We start from the raw sequence: 822 nt of genomic DNA, 5'->3' as shown, positions 1-822 counted from the left end.
AGCGGACGGGCTCGCGGAGGTTGCGGTACCAGTAACCGGCGTCCAGCGCACCGCCGTCGACCCAGTCCCCCGTCACGGTCGAGAACAGCGGGACGGTACCCGCGGTGGGCGAGATGTCGGCGAGGCTGGCGACAAGGCCGTCACGCAGCCTGTCGACCGCGGGCGAGTGGGACGCGTAATCCACCGCGACCCGCCGGGCACGCACCCCCAACTCCCCACAACGCACAGCCAGTTCATCCAACGCAGCCGCCTCACCCGCAACCACCAGCGAAGCCGGCCCGTTCACGGCAGCGACCACAGCGCGGCCCGCCCACGGCCCCAGCAACTCCAGCACCTTGGCCTCGGACACGGCAACGGACAGCATCCCGCCCGTACCCGCGAGATCCACCAGGCCCAGACCCCGCAACGCCACCACCTTCGCGCCATCCTCCAAGGACAACGCACCCGCCACACACGCCGCCGCGATCTCCCCCTGCGAATGCCCCACCACCGCCGACGGCACCACACCGTACGAACGCCACACCTCAGCCAGCGACACCATCACCGCCCACAACACCGGCTGCACCACATCCACCCGATCCAGCCCCACCCCGGACCGCACCACATCAAGCAACCGCCACTCCACAAACGGAGCCAACGCCTCAGCACACTCCGCCAACCGCGCAGCGAACACCGGCGAAGCATCCAACAACTCCGCCCCCATACCCACCCACTGCGAACCCTGACCAGCAAAAACGAAAGCCACCCGGCCATCACCACCAGCCACACCACGCACCACACCCGGCAACTCAGCACCCTGCGCCAAAGCAGCCAAACCAGCCA

Annotated in this window: 1 protein-coding gene; it reads right to left on the bottom strand. The window is 68.7% G+C overall.

Translation table 11 applies throughout. From position 1 onward, the window contains the following. The coding region (locus tag PJ985_RS23225; RefSeq protein WP_333909896.1) for an acyltransferase domain-containing protein at positions 1–766 on the bottom strand (766 nt) is incomplete at its 3' end. Between the last annotated feature and the right edge of the window lie 56 nt (positions 767–822).

Origin of the sequence: Streptomyces sp. ACA25 (assembly GCF_028200735.1) — a bacterium.
GTDB lineage: Bacteria > Actinomycetota > Actinomycetes > Streptomycetales > Streptomycetaceae > Streptomyces.
Note: the sequence above shows the minus strand (reverse complement) of the source record. Positions and strands in the feature narration are given on the sequence as shown.